The sequence below is a fragment of the Pseudomonas sp. WC1 genome (assembly GCF_050586565.1).
Lineage (GTDB): Bacteria > Pseudomonadota > Gammaproteobacteria > Pseudomonadales > Pseudomonadaceae > Aquipseudomonas.
Genome location: NZ_JBOBDQ010000027.1, coordinates 17,453 through 32,867, shown reverse-complemented (window position 1 = coordinate 32,867; position 15,415 = coordinate 17,453). Strand labels below are relative to the sequence as shown.

The 15,415-nt window shown below is 65.1% G+C and carries 11 protein-coding genes; 1 reads left to right on the top strand and 10 read right to left on the bottom strand.

The annotated features are described in order from the left end of the window. Window positions 1-28: 28 nt before the first annotated feature. The 5 genes from ACQ4OD_RS14135 to ACQ4OD_RS14115 form a co-directional block, all read right to left on the bottom strand. Window positions 29-1,141: an ABC transporter ATP-binding protein gene (locus ACQ4OD_RS14135; RefSeq protein ID WP_198754856.1), complete on the bottom strand. Its 1,113-nt coding sequence runs from the start codon at window positions 1,139-1,141 to the stop codon at window positions 29-31. Window positions 1,142-1,267: 126 nt separating this feature from the next. Continuing rightward, entirely contained in the window at window positions 1,268-2,101 is an 834-nt protein-coding gene (locus tag ACQ4OD_RS14130) for a carbohydrate ABC transporter permease (protein WP_046856056.1), read from the bottom strand. Between the two features lie 10 nt (window positions 2,102-2,111). Continuing rightward, window positions 2,112-3,035, bottom strand: coding sequence for a carbohydrate ABC transporter permease (locus ACQ4OD_RS14125; protein WP_430944455.1), 924 nt, complete (start codon window positions 3,033-3,035; stop codon window positions 2,112-2,114). Window positions 3,036-3,105: 70 nt separating this feature from the next. Further along, entirely contained in the window at window positions 3,106-4,416 is a 1,311-nt protein-coding gene (locus tag ACQ4OD_RS14120) for an ABC transporter substrate-binding protein (protein ID WP_139671509.1), read from the bottom strand. Window positions 4,417-4,652: 236 nt separating this feature from the next. Further along, a complete protein-coding gene (locus ACQ4OD_RS14115; RefSeq protein ID WP_139671506.1) occupies window positions 4,653-5,558 on the bottom strand; it encodes an AraC family transcriptional regulator in 906 nt (301 codons plus the stop codon). 366 nt (window positions 5,559-5,924) lie between these two features. Here ACQ4OD_RS14115 and ACQ4OD_RS14110 point away from each other — a divergent pair, with 366 nt between their 5' ends. Then, window positions 5,925-6,221, top strand: a complete 297-nt coding sequence (locus ACQ4OD_RS14110; RefSeq protein WP_102685025.1) for a DUF3077 domain-containing protein — start codon at window positions 5,925-5,927, stop codon at window positions 6,219-6,221. Between the two features lie 82 nt (window positions 6,222-6,303). Here the strand turns inward: ACQ4OD_RS14110 and ACQ4OD_RS14105 are convergent, their stop codons facing one another. The 5 genes from ACQ4OD_RS14105 to ACQ4OD_RS14085 form a co-directional block, all read right to left on the bottom strand. Further along, window positions 6,304-7,983, bottom strand: a complete 1,680-nt coding sequence (locus tag ACQ4OD_RS14105) for an alpha-keto acid decarboxylase family protein (RefSeq protein WP_102685024.1) — start codon at window positions 7,981-7,983, stop codon at window positions 6,304-6,306. Further along, complete coding sequence (locus tag ACQ4OD_RS14100) at window positions 7,980-9,734, bottom strand: flavin monoamine oxidase family protein (protein ID WP_198754858.1); 1,755 nt, start codon at window positions 9,732-9,734, stop codon at window positions 7,980-7,982. The genes ACQ4OD_RS14105 and ACQ4OD_RS14100 overlap by 4 nt, the downstream gene beginning before the upstream one ends. Before the next feature lie 178 nt (window positions 9,735-9,912). Next, on the bottom strand, window positions 9,913-10,680 hold the full coding sequence (locus ACQ4OD_RS14095) for a hypothetical protein (RefSeq protein WP_198754859.1): 768 nt from the start codon (window positions 10,678-10,680) through the stop codon (window positions 9,913-9,915). A gap of 63 nt (window positions 10,681-10,743) precedes the next feature. Then, window positions 10,744-12,021, bottom strand: a complete 1,278-nt coding sequence (locus ACQ4OD_RS14090; RefSeq protein ID WP_430944454.1) for a bifunctional O-acetylhomoserine aminocarboxypropyltransferase/cysteine synthase — start codon at window positions 12,019-12,021, stop codon at window positions 10,744-10,746. A 126-nt stretch (window positions 12,022-12,147) separates the two neighbouring features. Then, the gene (locus ACQ4OD_RS14085) at window positions 12,148-15,369 is read right to left on the bottom strand and encodes a DEAD/DEAH box helicase (protein WP_430944453.1); all 3,222 of its coding nucleotides are present in this window, start codon (window positions 15,367-15,369) and stop codon (window positions 12,148-12,150) included. Window positions 15,370-15,415: the final 46 nt, after the last annotated feature.

Sequence of the window (15,415 nt, the reverse complement as noted above, 5' to 3'; positions counted from 1 at the left end):
AGGCGCCACAACCCTCTCGGCGAACACCTCAGGCCACCTTCTGCGAGCGCTTGTCGATCGCCTGCCCATTGCTATCAAACAAATGGCAATGGCCCGGATCAAAGCCCAACTCCAGCCCCTCACCAAACCCCGGCGCAAAGTCCCCGCGCACGCGCACGGTGAGCATCTCGCCGGACGCGGCACGCACATGGCAGTAGCTGTCGCTGCCCAGCCGCTCGCTGACATCGGCCGTCACCTGCAGCGAGCCCGGCGTGCCCTGGCACACCGGGCTGATGCTCAGGTGCTCGGGCCTGATCCCCAGGGTCACCTGGCTGCCGGTATGCAGCTCGCCCGCGCACAGCGGCAGGGCGATGCGCGCACCGCATTCGAGTGCCACCTCGCACTGGTTGCCCTGGTTACGACTCAGGTGTCCGCGCAGGAAGCCCATCTTCGGTGTGCCGAGAAAACCCGCGACGAACAGGTTGGCCGGATGGTGGTACAGCTCCAGCGGCGAGCCCACTTGCTCGACGCGTCCGCCGTTGAGCACCACCACCTTGTCGGCCAGGGTCATGGCCTCGACCTGGTCGTGGGTCACGTAGATCATGGTCGCGGCCAGCTCCTGGTGCAGGCGCGCCAGTTCCAGGCGCATCTGCACGCGCAGGGCGGCGTCGAGGTTGGACAGCGGCTCGTCGAACAGGAAGATCTTCGGGTTGCGCACGATGGCGCGGCCGATCGCCACCCGCTGGCGCTGACCGCCGGACAGCTGGCGCGGCTTGCGTTCGAGCAGCGGTTGCAGCTCGAGGATGCGCGCGGCGTTGTCGACCTTGGCGGTGACCTCGTGCTTGGCGACGCCGGCCAGGTCCAGGGCGAACGACAGGTTCTTGCGCACGGTCATGTGCGGGTACAGGGCGTAGGTCTGGAACACCATGGCCAGGTCGCGCTTGGCCGGGGCGGTGTCGGTGATGTCGGCGCCGTCGAGGGTGATGCTGCCGCTGCTGACCTCCTCGAGGCCGGCGATCAGGCGCAGCAGGGTGGACTTGCCGCAGCCGGACGGGCCGACGAACACCACGAACTCGCGATCGCGCACGTCCAGGTCGATGCCCTTGATGATGGCGTGGCCATCGAAGCCTTTGTGCAGGTTGCGGATTTTCAGGTCAGCCATGGCTAGTCACCTCTGTGGTGGCCGGTTGATTGAATGAGGGGCTGTGGGGATCACTGGCTGGCAAAGGGGCCGCTTTGCGGCCCATCGCTGGCAAGCCAGCTCCCACAAGGGAATTGCGAAGCCAGGTCATTTCACAGCCCCGAAGGAGAGCCCGCGCACCAGCTGCTTCTGGCTGATCCAGCCAAAGATCAGGATCGGTGCGCAGGCCAGGGTCGAGACGGCCGAGAGCTTGGCCCAGAACAGCCCTTCGGGGCTGGAGTAGGAGGCCACCAGCGCGGTCAGCGGGGCGGCGGCGGACGAGGTTAGGTTGAGCGACCAGAACGCCTCGTTCCAGCACAGGATCAGCGACAGCAGCAGGGTCGAGGCCAGTCCGCCGCGGGCGATCGGCAGCAGCACGCGGACGATCTCCTGCCAGGTGCCGGCGCCATCCAGGCGCGCGGCTTCGAGGATGTCCACGGGGATGTCCTTGAAGTAGGTGTACACCATCCACACGACGATCGGCAGGTTGATCAGGGTGTAGACGATGACCAGCGCCAGGCGCGAGTCGAGCAGGCCGAACTGCTTGGCCAGCAGGTAGATCGGCATCAGCACACCCACCGGTGGCAGCATCTTGGTCGACAGCATCCACAGCAGCGTGCGCTTGGTGTGGCGGGTTTCGAAGAAGGCCATCGAATACGCCGCCGGCACGGCGATCAGCATGCACAGCAGGGTCGCCGAGAACGAGATCAGCACCGAGTTCCAGGCGTAGGCGAAGTAGTCGCTGCGCTCATTGATGTGCAGGTAGTTCTCCAGCGTCGGCGCGAAAATGAACTGCGGCGGCGTGGCGAAGGCGTCCAGCTCGGTCTTGAAGCTGGTCAGCAGCATCCAGAAAATCGGGAAGAAGATCACCAGGGCGATGGCCCAGCACAGCAGGCCGAGCAGGGCGTTCTTCAGGGTGCGGGTTTGCTTGAGTGTCAGCATGGCGGGCTCCTCAGCTGCGCGCGGTGAGGTTCTTGCCGATCATGCGAACCAGCACGATGGCGGCGATATTGGCGATCAGCACGGCGATCAGGCCACCGGCCGAGGCCATGCCGACGTCGAACTGCAGCAGCGCCTGGTTGTAGATCAGGTAGGCGAGGTTGGTGGACTCGTATCCGGGGCCGCCGCTGGTGGTGGTGAAAATCTCGGCGAATATCGACAGCAGGAAGATGGTCTCGATCATCACCACCACGGCGATGGGCCGCGCCAGGTGCGGCAGGGTCAGGTGCCAGAAGATCGCCAAGGGGCCTGCGCCGTCCAGGCGCGCGGCTTCCTTCTGTTCCTGGTCCAGGGACTGCATGGCGGTCATCAGGATCAGGATGGCGAACGGCAGCCACTGCCACGAGACGATCAGGATGATCGACAGCAGCGGGTAGTGCGCCAGCCAGTCCACCGGTTGCGCGCCGAACAGGCGCCACACGGCGGCGAGGATGCCGGACACCGGGTGGAAGATCAGGTTCTTCCACAGCAGCGCGCTGACCGTGGGCATGATGAAAAACGGCGAGATCAGCAGTACCCGCACCACGCCGCGGCCCCAGAACTCGCCGGCCTCCAGCAGCGCGGCGATCAGCACGCCGAGCACCACGCTGATCGCCAGCACGCTGCCGACCAGGGTCAGGGTATTCAGGGCGCCGGGCACGAAGCCCGCGTCGGTGACGAAGAAGGCGAAGTTCTCCAGGCCCACGAACTGGTTTTCGCCGGGGTACAGCAGGTTGTAGCGGATCAGCGAGAAATACAGGGTCATGCCCAGGGGCACGATCATCCACAACAGCAGCAGCGCCACCGAAGGGCTGACCAGGAACCAGCCGGGGCCGACGCGGCGTTTGCCGGGGCGCGCGGTGGCGAGGCTCGGGGTGTCGAGGGCCGATGTGTTCATGGCGACTCCGTGTGCGGCAAAAAGGGGCGGTCACCGCGCCGGGGTTCGGCGCGGTTGGTGGCGGTAGGGGTTACTTGGGGTAACCGGCGCGCTTCATCTCGCGTTCGGTGGACTGCTGGGCGGCAGCCAGCACCTGCTCCACCTTCATTTGCCCGGTGAGGGCGGCGGCGAACAGCTTGCCGACCTGGGTGCCGATGGCCTGGAACTCGGGGATGGTCACCAGCTGGATGCCCACGTAGGGCACGGGCTTTAGGGTGGGGTGGTTGGGGTCGACGCGCTTGAGTGATTCGAGGGTGACCTTGGCGAATGGCGCGGCGGCCAGGTACGCGTCGTTGTAGGTCGAGGCGCGGGTGCCGGGCGGCACGTTGGCCACGCCTTCTTTCTCGGCCACCAGCTTGCCGTAGGCCTCGGAGGTGGCCCAGGTGGCGAACGTTCTGGCGGCGTCCTTGGATTTGGAACTGGTGGGGATCGCCAGTGCCCAGGAATACAGCCAGGTGGCGCCCTTGTCGGTGACTTCCTTGGGCGCAAAGGTGAAGCCGACCTGGTCGGCGACCTTGCTCTGGGTCTTGTCGGTGACGAACGAGCCGGCGACGCTGGCGTCGACCCACATCGCGCACTTGCCGCTGTTGAACAGCGCGAGGTTTTCGTTGAAACCGTTGCTGGAGGCGCCGGGCGGGCCGTATTGCTTGAGGGTGTTCACATAGAAGTTCAGCGCGTTCTTCCACTCGCTGCCGCTGAACTCGGGTTTCCATTGCTCATCGAACCAGCGCGCGCCGAAGGCGTTGGCCACGGTGCCGATCAGCGCCATGTTCTCGCCCCAGCCGGCCTTGCCGCGCAGGCACAGGCCGTACTGGCCCTGGTCGGGCTTGTTGAGCTTGGCGGCGAACTCACCGAGCTGGGTCCAGGTCGGTTGCTCGGGCATGCTCAGGCCGGCTTGCTGGAACAGGTCCTTGCGGTAGTAGGTGATCGAGGCTTCGGCGTAGAAGGGCAGGGCGTACAGCGTGCCATTGGCCGAGAGGCCGTTGCGTACCGAGGGGAACACGTCGTCGAGGTTGTAGTCGGCGGGCAGGTCGGTCATCGGTGCCAGCCAGCCCTTGGCGCCCCACAGCGCGGCTTCGTACATGCCGATGGTCAGCACGTCGAACTGGCCGCCCTGGGTGGCGATGTCGGTGGTCAGGCGCTGGCGCAGCACGTTCTCTTCGAGCACCACCCACTTGAGCTGGATGTCCGGGTGCTGCTGTTCGAACACCTTGGCCAGGCGCTGCATGCGGATCATGTCGTTGTTGTTGACCGTGGCGATGGTCAGGGTGTCGGCGGCCTGGGCATGCAGCGGCAGGCTGAGGCAGGCGGCGGCCAGGCAGGCCTTGATCGAGTCGTTCATCAGTGAACTCCCTTATTGTTTTTGTATCGCTCGGCGCTGATTACACCCGTGCACGGCGATGCCGACAAAGCCTCGCCTGCACCTTGGCTGATACTTTTTTGCAGTGCTTGGACGGAGGCCGATGCGCGCCCCATCGCCGGCAAGCCGGCTCCCACAGGGATGGCGCTGGCTTGAAGGCGCTGCGGTCGGGGTGGGAGCCGGCTTGCCGGCGATGGGCTGCAACGCAGCCCCAAGGCTCAGGCGCGGTTCTGCTCGGTCAGCCGCTGGGTCACCAGGCTGCGGTAGTCGGAAGGGGTCATGCCCTTGAGTTGCAGGAAGCGCCGGTTGAAGTTCGACAGGTTGCTGAAGCCCGATTCGAAGCACACCTCGGTCACCGGCAGCTCGCCCTTGGCCAGCAGCTCGCACGACTTGCTCACCCGCAGCCGGTTGACGAACTCTACGAAGCCGCGCCCGGCAGCTTGCTTGAAAAACCGCGAGAAGTAGGTCGGCGTCATGCCCAGGTGCTCGGCGACCTGGTTCTGGGTCAGGTCCTGGGCGTAGTGCTGGAAGATGTAGTCCACCGCCCGGTTGATGCGCTCGACGTTGTGTTCGTCGGCCAGCTGCGAAGAGGTCACGGTGGACAGCAGTTGGTAGTCCTCGCAGGCGGCGAGCTGTTCCATGAGGATAAAAAAGTATCCCAGGCGGGTCATGCCGCGGCTGTCGGCGATGCGTTGCAGCAGTTGGCGGCTCTCGTTGATCAATGCCGGGTCGCGGAACTCGATGCCATAGCGCGCCCGGGCCAGCAGCGGGGCCAGCTGGTTGAGCTCGGCGAACACCTGGCTGCCGTGTTCAAGTACCTGGTCGGTGAAGTTGACCAGCATGTCGCGCTTGCCCACCACCTCGTCGGGGCCGACCTGGCTGATCCAGTTGTGCGGCAGGTTGGGGCCGGTGAGGAACAGCGTGTCGGGGGCGAAGTTGCCGATGTAGTCGCCGATGAACACCTTGCCGGCGCTGGCCACGATCAGGTGCAGCTCGTATTCCTTATGGAAGTGCCAGCGCACCAGCGGGCTGGGGAAACCGTGCTGGCGGTAGATCAGCGAGGCGCCTTCGTGGTCGTCCATCAGCTCGTAGGACGGGTCGGTGACTTTACTTGTTCTGGGCATGGCGGTGGCTGGGCCTGGAGGGGCGAGGTGTCATCCTAGCCTGAAGTGGCGAAGCAGGGCAGCGCACAGTTCTGTAGGTGCGTGCCTTGCGATGGACTTATGCGGCCGCTTGCTCAGGCAGATTTTGTAGGTCCTACAGCCGTTCTTCCGTTGTTCGTGTAGTCCTTTTCCTAAAGGTACCTTTTCCACTCGCCGGGCCGTTGTAGCGAGTGGGTAGGCCCTTTAGTCTCGCCCTGCTCGTCGTGTTTCGCCGTCCGGGGTTGGCCGGGCCTTTGGGCAGAGCGCCGCGCAAGGATCGCGCGGTTTGGCCCGCTGGCCCCGGGCGGTGAGACGCGGCGGGCTCTTTCATTTTTCAGGGGGTGGGTCATGGACAAGGACGAACAAGCAAAGGGCAGCGGCGAACTGAAAATCGTCAGCCTGGTCGGCCGTACCCGACGCCGGTCGGTACGCGACTGGGTGCAGGCGATACCGGGGTTGCCGACGGCCGAGGTGCTGCAGGAAACGTCGATCATCCTGGGCTGTATCACCGCGCTCACGTACCAGGCGTTGAGCCAGCCGAAACAGGCACAGACGCTGATGCGCGCAACGTACTACCTCAGCGGGATGGCCAAGGCGATGATCGACGGGCAGTTGCCGGCAAGCAAGGAACAGGGTGACAGTTGAGCAGCGCTGCAAACGCAAGAGCCGCTTTCGAGCAATCGAAAGCGGCTTTTTGTTTACTGCAGGCAAGCGATCAGCCGTGCAATCAACTTACCCCGGCCAACCGCTTGATCTGCTCGGCGAAGTCCTTCTCGGCAATCTTCACCTCCACCAGTACTGGCCGCTGCACCACCATCAGCAACTGCGGCAGCAAGCGCTCCAGCTCGTCCACCGTTTCCACCCGATACCCCAGCGCGCCATACCCGCTGGCCAGCGCGGTGTAGTCCAGCGCTGGCAGGGTATCGAACGGCGCGAATTCACCTTCGGGCGTGAACGCATCAGGGTCGACGAAGGCCTGCTCGATCGCATATACCTGGTTGCTCATCACGAACACCACGGCATTGACCCTGTTGCGCGCCAGCGCCGCCAGCGACTGGCTGACCATCATGAACCCGCCATCACCGGCCACCACCACCGGGCGCCGGCCACTTCCCAGCGCCACGCCCAGGGCGCAGCCGGTCTCGTGGCCGAGCGAGCCCCAGATGGCATCGGAGATGAAGCTGCCGCGGGGCATGCCGTTGATGTTGCTGGCCACGTACAGCGACGAGCTTTCGCCGAGGATCAGCGTGCTGGTCTGCCACAGGCGATGCTCCTGGGCGAAGTTCACCAGGCTGTCGAAGAAGCTTGCATAGCTCAGCGCGCTGGGCACCGCGCCGCTGCCCAGCAGCGGGCGCGAGGCGGCCAGGGCCGTGCCTGGGCGGGGGAACTGGGTGTCCACCTTCAGGGCCTTGAGCAGGGCGTCGACATAGTCGGGCAGGCGCACGTTGGGGTAGTAGTCGGCGCCGGCGCGGGCCAGCTCGCAGTTCACCTGGACGATTTCGCCATAGCGGGCCTTGAGCAGGTCCAGGTAGTCGTCGGTGAAGATCACGCCGATGGCCAGGATGCAGTCGCAGGCATCCACCTGGGCTGATGTTTCCGGGCGCGAGGCGGGGCCGGCGTAGGTGCCGATGAACGGTGCCTGGCTTTCGTCGAGCACGGTCTTGGCGTCGAGGGTGGTGGAGAAGGGCAGGCCGCAACTGTCGATCAGGCGTTGCACGGCGTCCTGCAGGCCGTAGCGGATGATTTCCACGCCCAGCAGCACCAGCGGCTGGCGCGCCGTGGCCAGACGTTGCACGGTGGCCTCGACCAGGCTTTGCAAGGCTTGGGGGTTGGACGGGCGCGGGGCTGGGGTCAGCTGGCCGTGGGGGCGGCTGACCTCGGCGCCCCAGATGTCCTGGTAGGCTTCCAGGTAAATGGGCTGGCGGTGGGTGAGGGCGGCGATCAGCGCGTTGTCGATCTGCCAGGGCGCGCGGTGCGGGTCAGCGAGGATCTCGCAGGCCACGGTCACCTGCTCCAGCACGTTGCGATCGGCCTCGAAGTTGCCGGTGGAGTGATGGAACAGCACGTTCTGGGCATTGGCCTTGAGCCGGTCGCTGGTCGAGGGGCTGGCGGAGATCACCACCACCGGGTTGCGCTCCACATAGGCGCCGGCGATGGCGTTCACCGCGCTGAAGGTGCCCACGCCGTACTGCAGCGACACCGCGCCCAGGCCGTGCACCCGGGCGTAGCCGTCGGCGCTGTAGGCGGCGCCCATCTCATAGACTTCGCCCACGGCGTCGATGCCGTCGAAGGCGTCCAGCGCGCTCATGAACCTGGAGCAATAATCCCCCGGCACCTGGAACACCTTGTCCAGGCCCAGTTCCTTGAGCCGGGTCAGCAGGTAGTCGGCCACGGTGAAGGTGCTCATGGCTTGACCCCCGCACAGATGGCCTGGGTGATTGCTTCGAGCACCTGCGGCGCGTGGCCGGGCATGGGCGGCGTGGCGTAGTCGATCTCTTCCGGTGCCGGGGTCGGCAGCAGTTGGTAGGAGGCCGGCAGCCAGTTGGGGCGCGGCAGTTCGAAGAACTCCTGCAAGGCGGACTCGGCGGTGGTCAGCGCGCCTTCGACCCAGCCCTGGCCATAGGAATAGGCCTCGCCGACGATGAACACCTGCTGGTCCTTAACCGGGTGGCGCATCTTCTGGATGATCAGGTCCAGGCGGTAGTTGGCCTTCCACTCGTGCCAGCCGCCACCGTAGGGGTCGGCATCCCAGGCGTGGTACACGGCGCTGTAGGGTGCCGGCAGCTCGACCTGGGCGTGCAGCTGAGTGACCTGGCGCTGGGCGATGCGCACCATCTCGTCGCTGATCTGGAACTGCGTGCGCGGCACCACCGCGTCACTGGCGATGCGCCCTTCGAGGCTGCGCGGGGTGTAGCCGATGAATTCGGGGCCGTCTTCCAGGCCTTTCCAGAACGGTACGGTGCCGATGTCGTTGTAGGAGGCCATCAGCAGCGAGTTGAAGGTGTTCTCGCCACCTGCCTGATCGCACTCCGTGCCCATGTAGTAGCACTGGCGGATCGGCAGGTCGGTGACCGAGCGCCCGGCCACCAGGCCCAGGTTGCGCCACCAGGGTTGCTCGTAGGCCAGGAACAGCTTGAACGCCGACTGCACCAGCACCGAGCCGAGGTTGTCCTTGAGCCATGGATCGTCGAACAGCGGCGAGTCGATCAGCTCCAGCGCGCGGCGCGGCAGGGCGAGGATCACCTGGCGGGCGTGGACGATGTCCTCGCCTTCGAGGTCGTGGGTCTTGCCGTTGACGGTTTCGGTGTGGCGCAGGTGCAGGCGGTAGGGGTACTCGGTGTCGTCGCTGTAGCTCAGGGCGGCCAGGCGGCGGTTCATCTGGATGCGCTGGTCGGCGGGCACCAGGCCGCCGGCCTGTTCGCTGAAGCGCTGGGCCAGGGTCAGCGGCAGGCTTTGGAAGCCATCCTTGAGCGTGCGGAACACGGTGGCGTCGCTGTATTCGGTGGCGGGCAGCTGGGTCACGGCGCTGGCGTTGGCGACGTTGGCCTCGTAGCCACCGGCGTCCTTCATGAACTGGTAGCCCTCGTTGCTCAGCACGCGGTAGAGCAGGTCCCAGAAGCCGTAGCGCCAGATCGGTTTGCCGAACACCTGCACCTGCATCTGCTCGGCCAGGCTCAGCTTGTCGAAGCCGGGGTAGATACTGTTCATCACGTTGACCTGGAGGTCTTCGGGGTTGTAGCCGCGCTCGGTCCAGCCCAGGTCGTAGGGAATCTTGTGCGGCGCTTCGACGAAGTCGCGGAAACGGAAGCGCTGGCCGCGCAGGTAGAACAGGTTGTCCTGGGCGCCGATGGGCGCGTCTTTGGGCAGTTCGTTGCCCATGGGGAAGTCCTTGCTCGGCAGGCCCAGGTGCTGCACCAGGGTGTCGACCATCACATGGCCGTCGGCGCCGGGCATGTAGCGCATGCCGCCCACCTCGGCGACCACGTTGGGCAGGCCGGGCAGCTTGACGCTGAACAGCCGCCCGCCGATGCGGTCGCCATATTCGAATAGCTGGATACGCTGGCTGTCGCCGTGGGCCTGTTGCAGGCGCCAGGCGCTGTAGGTACCGGAGACACCGCCGCCGATGATGGCGACGTCCAAGGGTTGGGGCTGGCTCATCGCAAATTCCCTTTTGTTGTTGTGGGCAAGGAATCCATGTGTCGAGCCAGTATTGTCGAGGTTTGGCGGAATGCCAGTTTGCCATCATTGAATTTTCGAAGGGGCCCAGGCCCTGGCGCAAGACGCGGTACGGGGTATCAATGTCGGCGATACCGATGTGCCGCCAATTGCGGCAGCTTCAGGTACGCCCTTTCAACAGGGTTGCCAGGGCGATGGTCAGGCCAACGGCGATCGCCATCGCAACCAGCATGGTAATGGCGACGCCCGCCTGCTCGAGCAACCCCGCCATCGCCAGGTAGAACGCAATCACCCCCACCGCACCGATGGCATTGCCCCGCACCATCGCCGCCATCCCGGCGCGGCCGCCCTGCATGTGAGCGAACACCACCAAAGGCCAGGCGATCACCGGGATTGGTGCCAGCATGCCGCTGGTCGCCGGCCCCAGCCAACTGGCCAGGCCGGTGGTGAGCATCAGCAGCGAGGTGGCGGACACCATGCGCAGCGGGATCTCCCAGTAGCGATGCCGGGGCCGGGCGAAGGTATCGGGCCTGGGCTCGCGGCCACTGGCGCGGATCAACACGCCGATCAGCAGCAGCGCCACGCCGACCGACAGGTACAACCCGCCCCAGTGGGTGAAGGCATAGGCCGCCAGGCCGTAGAACAGGATCGCCAGCGATACCGCCGCAGCGATGCCGAGCTTGCGCGTGGCGAACAGGTAGAACGCGTAGGTGGCCTGCACCGCCGCCAAGCCGCCCAACGCACCCGGCACCGCGCCCAGGGCGAAGGCCGTGCCTTGCTCCAGGCACAGGAAGGTCATCACCAGCGCCGAGGTGATCGGCAGGCCGGACAGCAAGCCGCCGAGCAGGCCGCCCCAGCGCCGCGAGGCAAGGGAGATGGCCCACATCAGCAGCGGGGTGACGAGGAGTTTCAGGTAGAAGAGGGTCATTGCGCGCAGTTCCGGTTCTGCAAGGGGGCGCCCGCCGTCGGCATTGGGTGGGGCGCGGGTGGATCAGCCGCGGCTGGCCTCCAGGGCCTGGGCAAGGTCGGCGATGATGTCATCGCTGTGCTCGATACCAATCGACAGGCGCACCATGTCTCGCGGCACACCGGCCTTTTCCAGCTCTTCGTCGTTGAGCTGGCGGTGGGTGGTGGAGGCGGGGTGGCAAGCCAGCGACTTGGCGTCGCCGATGTTCACCAGGCGCACCACCAGTTGCAGCGCATCGATGAAGCGCGCCCCGGCGGCCTGGCCGCCCTTGATGCCGAACGACAGGATCGAGGCTGGCTTGCCGCCGGTGTAGCGCTGGGCCAGTTGGTGCTCGGGGTGATCGGGCAGGCCTGCGTATTTCACCCAGGCCACCTGGTCGTGTTCCTGCAGGTAGCGGGCAACCTTGAACGCGTTCTCGGTATGGCGCTCCATGCGCAGGGCCAGGGTCTCCAGGCCTTGCAGGATCAGGAAGGCGTTGAACGGCGACAGCGCGGCGCCGGTGTTGCGCAGCGGCACCACGCGGCAGCGGCCGATGAAGGCGGCGGGGCCGAAGGCTTCGGTGTAGGTGACGCCGTGGTAGGACGGGTCGGGGGTATTGAGCAGGGCGAAACGTTGCGTGTGATCGGCCCAGGGGAATTTGCCCGAGTCGATGACGATGCCGCCGATGCTGGTGCCGTGGCCGCCGATGTACTTGGTCAGCGAGTGCACGACAATATCAGCGCCGTGCTCGAACGGGCGGCAGAGGATTGGCGTGGCCACGGTATTGTCGACGATCAGCGGCACGCCGTGGCGGTGGGCGGCCTCGGCCAGCGCGGCGATATCGACGATATTGCCGGCAGGGTTGCCGATGGACTCGCAGAACACCGCCTTGGTGCGTTCGTCGATCAGCGCCTCGAGGGCGGCGATGTCGTCGTGGGCGGCGAAGCGGGTGGTGATGCCCTGGCGCGGCAGGGTATGGGCCAGCAGGTTGTAGGTGCCGCCGTACAGCTTGGCTACCGAGACGATGTTGTCGCCGGCCTCGGCGACGGTCTGGATGGCATAGGTGATGGCGGCCATGCCCGAAGCCACTGCCAGCGCGCCAACCCCGCCTTCGAGGGCGGCCATGCGCTGTTCGAGCACATCGTTGGTGGGGTTCATGATGCGCGAGTAGATGTTGCCGGCCACCTTGAGGTCGAACAGGTCGGCGCCGTGCTGGGTGTCGTCGAAGGCGAACGAGGTGGTCTGGTAGATCGGCACGGCCACCGCCTTGGTGGTCGGGTCGGGGCTGAAGCCTGCGTGGATGGCGAGTGTTTCCAGCTTCATGCAATCGTTCCTTGAGCGTGGGGTGGAAGCGGTCGAGCATGGAGTGGGCAGTGGATGTGGGTCAAGTGCCCCGCGACGTGCATGGCCAACCCCGTTGTCAGGGCGGGCCACGCTCGGCACAGGGGCTTACGCTGTGGTTGTGTTGCTGAGTGCCAGCAGGGACTGTTTCGGCAGCAGATGCATGATCTGTTCGAATTGCTGGCGCGTGCTCCAGTCATCGTAGTCACCGATGACGTACAGCCGCTCTCGGGCGCGGGTGACCGCAACGTTGAGCAGGTTCGGCGTTTCGACCGCCCAGTCGCGTGCTCCTCGGTTGTCGGCGCTGCCACCGAGCACCAGGACGATGATCTCTGCCTCCTTGCCCTGCATGGTATGTATGGTGCCGTAGACGATCTGGCTGGGCAGGAATGTCGAGAGTTTGCTTCGCACGTCCTGAAACGGCGTAATGACGGTAATCGCGTCCTTCGTCACGCCATCGGCCTCAAGGCGTTCCAGCAGACGTTTGAGCATGATGCCTTCCTGGCGGACCCAATTGCCTGACGATGGTCCTGGAGCATGCAGCCAGCCGGAGGGCAGGCTGGCCTTGGTAGCTTTCGCGGGTTCAGGCGCGCCTGTGCCATAGACCATGGCACCATCATAGGCAATGAGGTTAGCCATCTTGAACATGGGACGGTCGCAGCGACGATGGACCACCAGTGGCAAGCCTACCCAGGTTTGCGCCTCCTTTGGGCCCAGCATCTTGCCCCATCGCGTGGCAAGGTCGGCAAGGGATTGGGCAGACTGGCGATTGCAGATCCAGTGCGGATCGACCTGGTAGTGGTTTCGCATGTGCTCGAGCACGGCATCACATACCGGCACGATGGGCGGCAACTGCAGCGGATCGCCGACCAGCACGGCGCGGCGTGCACGCCACAGGGCGCCTACGGCAGCCTGTGGCGTGGCCTGGCCGGCCTCGTCCACCAGCAGCCAGCCAATTTCTTCACAGCCAAAGCTGCCGAATGAACGGGCGAACGAGGCAAAGGTGCTGCTCAGGACCGGAACCACCATGAACAGTGATGCCCAGATCGACCGGCTCAGTTCTTGGGAAATGCCCAGATACTGGCTGCCTGTCAGTTGACGGGTGATGCAGTAGAGGTTGGCGCTCAAGCGCTTCGCCTCGATCTGGAACAGGGTCTTGTGCAGGCCGAGTGCCTCGATGAACACCCGGGCCCGTGCCTGGCGCCAGCCTTTCAATTGCCAGGGCTCGAGTTTCTCGATGGCCTCCCCACGGCCAATGTCCTCCTGCGTCAGCCAGGGCAGCAGATGTTCGGCGCCCCCCGCAATGGCAAGTTGCCGAGCTGTTTCGACGTCGGTGTGCAACGCTGCCTCTGCAAGCCCAAGCTGCTGCCTGGCGGTTTCGAGCAGCAGTTGATGCGTCTGTAGCTGCTCGGCAAGACGCGCATCCTGTTTCATGGCGGTGGCGTAGTTGTCGCTGCAAAGCTGGTGGCGTTGCTTCAGGTGGGCACGTTGCGCACGCCATGTGCGGCCCGCTCCCCCGAGGGTGAAAAGATTGAGCCACAAGCCGGGCCGTTGGCCAACCTGGCTGTCCAGGGCATCCAGCGCACTTCTCAGTTCATTCCGCGCCGGCAGCAGATTCGCGTGCTCGTGGTCTAGCTGGCCGGCCTTGAGTTGCTCATGGGCGCGCCAGTGAGCGTCGTGCTCGGCCTGTTGAAGGGTAAACGCCGTTCGGCGTTCACGAACGGCATCGATTCGTTGATTGATCGCCGCGATTTGTTCACACAGCGCGTCGGCTGCATCCTTGCTGGCGGTGTAGCGACGCTTTGCCGCTTTCCAGCGTGCCTGGCGCTCGCTCTCGGGGATGCTGTTGGCTGGGTTGCTCAGCCAGCCGATGAACCCCCGAGGGCCGGTCGGCTTGTCGGATACGTCGATATCCGCGGTGTAGCTGTCTTCGTGCTCAGCGAGCACGTCGGCGGTCTGCAGGTCGTTCGCGGCTTCGCTCGTTCGTGCCTTTTTCTTCTTGGGTGGTGCTTCACCGTAGAAAAACTGGCTGACGAACTGCTTGCGCTTGGTCTTGCTGCCCAATGCCGCAGAGATCAATCCCCAGGCCGGCTGATCGATCAGCAATGTGGCGATGTCAGCGAAGTAATCGATTTCGCCAAGCCAGGATGGGTCGACCTTTCCGGCCTGCGGCAGCTCCAGGGTGATGTTTTCCACCGCACCATTGTTGCTCGAGGCTACCACGACTTCGAAACCGAACAGCTCGGGGTTCAGGCGGTAGCCTTTCTGCGGCCGCCCGCCGTCGTTGAGCTCCTCGCAACCATTGTTGAGGAAGGCTTGGGAAGCCCGGTCGAACGAGGCGAGAACATCGGCTCGGCGGGTCACCACGGCGGCGATCAGGTCGCGCAACAGTGTGGTCTTGCCCGTTCCTGGCGGACCGTTGACTCCCATGACTCCGGCACTTTCACCGAGTTCGGCCAACAGGCTGTTGACCGCCAGTTGTTGCGAGTGCACCAGGCCAAGATGCTTGTCGCTCGGCCAGCAGCCCGGTGCATGGCGATGTGGATAGAGACGTTCGATGATCGGCAGCGAGGCATGCGGCTGGTCCAGGTGCAGCCGTTGGCCTGGGGCATGTTCACGCAGGAACTGGGCGAGCGCGGTGCTGGACACGCCGCGATCCAGCGCCGAGGCGACATGGGTGAGGTCATCGAGCAGGAAGCTGTTGAGTGGATCGTCCTGAGGCGCCGGCTTCTCTGGATCGATCGGGGTGGAGCGCACCCTGTGGCGGCGGGGGGCATCGCCGAAGAATGCCTCCAGCCCCAACGCTTGAACAATCGCCTGGGTAAGCTCGTGCAACGCATCGCAGGTGACGGCTGTGCCAAGCAGCTGGCAGGCCAGTTGGCGGGCGTCGTCCTGGGCGCTGGCGAAGCCATGCTCCCACTTCCGCTCGGCAAGCACGCAACCAAGAAACCATGCTTCGCTGGACAGCACCAGGCTGTCCGGTACCAGCATGCCTTCCGCGCTGAAGCGCAGGGCGAACAGGGCCGTTTCCCGCGACTGTGGCTCGCTGTAGCCCTGGTCGGCGCCAAACCGCTCTCCCAGCGCTGTGGTCACCGCCAGGCTGTCGTAAAGGTGGGCGAACAGGCTGTGGCTCCACACGCGTTTTTCCGGCAGTTTCTGCTTGCCCACCAGGCTGCCGGGCATCCAGGGCAGCGGGTCTTCCTGGCTGCGGATGTCGTGGAAGAACGGCAGATAAATATCGTCCTCGTCACGGATGTTCAGCTTGGGTACGGGTTGAGGTTGCAACAATTCGATGGCGTGCCAGTAGCGCACGATGCTTGACGGGTTCATCGACATCCTTGAAAACGGGGCCTCGGGATCCGGGCGGTCGCTCTAG

Excerpts from the sequence above, each read along its gene's own strand:
- ACQ4OD_RS14135 (WP_198754856.1), bottom strand. The coding sequence starts at position 1,141 with ATGGCTGACCTGAAAATCCGCAACCTGCACAAAGGCTTCGATGGCCAC.
- ACQ4OD_RS14130 (WP_046856056.1), bottom strand. The coding sequence starts at position 2,101 with ATGCTGACACTCAAGCAAACCCGCACCCTGAAGAACGCCCTGCTCGGC.
- ACQ4OD_RS14125 (WP_430944455.1), bottom strand. The coding sequence starts at position 3,035 with ATGAACACATCGGCCCTCGACACCCCGAGCCTCGCCACCGCGCGCCCC.
- ACQ4OD_RS14120 (WP_139671509.1), bottom strand. The coding sequence starts at position 4,416 with ATGAACGACTCGATCAAGGCCTGCCTGGCCGCCGCCTGCCTCAGCCTG.
- ACQ4OD_RS14115 (WP_139671506.1), bottom strand. The coding sequence starts at position 5,558 with ATGCCCAGAACAAGTAAAGTCACCGACCCGTCCTACGAGCTGATGGAC.
- ACQ4OD_RS14110 (WP_102685025.1), top strand. The coding sequence starts at position 5,925 with ATGGACAAGGACGAACAAGCAAAGGGCAGCGGCGAACTGAAAATCGTC.
- ACQ4OD_RS14105 (WP_102685024.1), bottom strand. The coding sequence starts at position 7,983 with ATGAGCACCTTCACCGTGGCCGACTACCTGCTGACCCGGCTCAAGGAA.
- ACQ4OD_RS14100 (WP_198754858.1), bottom strand. The coding sequence starts at position 9,734 with ATGAGCCAGCCCCAACCCTTGGACGTCGCCATCATCGGCGGCGGTGTC.
- ACQ4OD_RS14095 (WP_198754859.1), bottom strand. The coding sequence starts at position 10,680 with ATGACCCTCTTCTACCTGAAACTCCTCGTCACCCCGCTGCTGATGTGG.
- ACQ4OD_RS14090 (WP_430944454.1), bottom strand. The coding sequence starts at position 12,021 with ATGAAGCTGGAAACACTCGCCATCCACGCAGGCTTCAGCCCCGACCCG.
- ACQ4OD_RS14085 (WP_430944453.1), bottom strand. The coding sequence starts at position 15,369 with ATGAACCCGTCAAGCATCGTGCGCTACTGGCACGCCATCGAATTGTTG.